Origin of the sequence: Pelagibius litoralis, assembly GCF_011683915.1 — a bacterium.
Lineage (GTDB): Bacteria > Pseudomonadota > Alphaproteobacteria > Kiloniellales > Kiloniellaceae > Pelagibius > Pelagibius litoralis.
This window is the reverse complement of the sequence record NZ_JAAQPH010000058.1, coordinates 1-1,268: the sequence shown is the minus strand read 5'-3', so window position 1 is coordinate 1,268 and position 1,268 is coordinate 1. Positions and strand designations below refer to the sequence as shown.

The following is a 1,268-nucleotide window of genomic DNA, read 5'->3' as shown; positions in this document are numbered from 1 at the left end:
CAGGCTGCTGAAAAAGGGCTCGCCGAAGTCTTTTGGTCGTGATTCTCTATGGCGTTTGGTTTGCGATCATGGAGGGCGCGATGCGGGGCGAGGATCGGGAGAGCGGAGCACTATTTTCGTATGTGAGCTGCGAAGCGCGGGTACCGGGCGATCATCCCTTGCGGGCGATCCGGGCGATCGTGGACGAGGCGTTGGAAGTCCTCTCGCCGGAGTTCGAGCGTCTCTATTCGAAGATCGGGCGCCCGTCGATCCCGCCGGAGAAGCTGCTGCGGGCCCTGTTGGTGCAGGCCTTCTACTCGGTCCGCTCGGAGCGCCAGCTGATGGAGCAGCTGGACTACAACCTGCTGTTTCGTTGGTTTGTGGGGCTGTCGATGGACGCCCCTGTGTGGGACGCGACGGTGTTCTCCAAGAACCGGGACCGGCTGATCGAGGGCGCGATCGCGGCCAAGTTTCTGGCCGCGGTGCTGAGCCAGACCCGGGTCAAGACGCTGCTGTCGGATGAGCATTTCTCTGTCGACGGCACGCTGATCGATGCCTGGGCCTCGATGAAGAGCTTCCGACCCAAGGATTGCCCGGACGACGAGGGTTCCGACGACACATCGCCGCCAACCGGTCGCAACGCCGAGCGGGATTTCCGGGGCGAAAAACGCTCGAACGAGACCCATGCCTCGACGACCGATCCTGACGCCAAGCTCTACCGCAAGGGCAACGGCCAGAGCAGCCGGCTTTGTTTCATGGGCCATCTTCTGATGGAGAACCGCAACGCCCTGATTGTCGATGCCGAACTGACCCGGGCCGGTGGCATGGCCGAGCGCCAAGCCGCTCTGGACATGCTCGACCGCCGCCCCTCAGGCGCAGGGGCCCGGCGACGGCGCATCACCCTGGCCGGCGACAAGGCTTTCGATGTCCGCAGCTTTATCGAGGACCTGCGCGAGCGCGCCGTCACCCCTCACATCGCCATCGACGGGAATGTCCGGGTCAACGCCAGGCCGCGCAGAACCGCCATCGACAAGCGCACGACCCGGCACCCGGGCTACGCCGTGAGCCAACGCGTGCGCAAGCGTATCGAGGAGGGCTTCGGCTGGATCAAGACCACCGGCAACCTCGCCAAGACCCGCCACCGGGGCCTCGAGCGCGTCGGCTGGGCCTTCACCCTCACCGCCACCGCCTGCAATCTTGTGCGAATACCAAAGCTCCTGGCCCAAACATGAGACCAACGCTCCACCAAAGCGCCGATCACCCGGGATAGACCAGCACCCAAAACCACC

At 64.7% G+C, this 1,268-nt stretch carries 1 protein-coding gene; it reads left to right on the top strand.

What is annotated here, in order from left to right; genetic code table 11:
* The first annotated feature begins 80 nt into the window (after positions 1–80).
* Positions 81–1,211 carry an IS5 family transposase gene (locus tag HBA54_RS28585; protein ID WP_167232138.1) on the top strand — a complete coding sequence of 377 codons (1,131 nt, stop codon included), beginning with the start codon at positions 81–83 and terminating at the stop codon, positions 1,209–1,211.
* The last annotated feature ends 57 nt before the right edge of the window (positions 1,212–1,268 follow it).

Coding starts and splice junctions, on each gene's coding strand:
- HBA54_RS28585 (WP_167232138.1), top strand. CDS start 81: ATGCGGGGCGAGGATCGGGAGAGCGGAGCACTATTTTCGTATGTGAGC.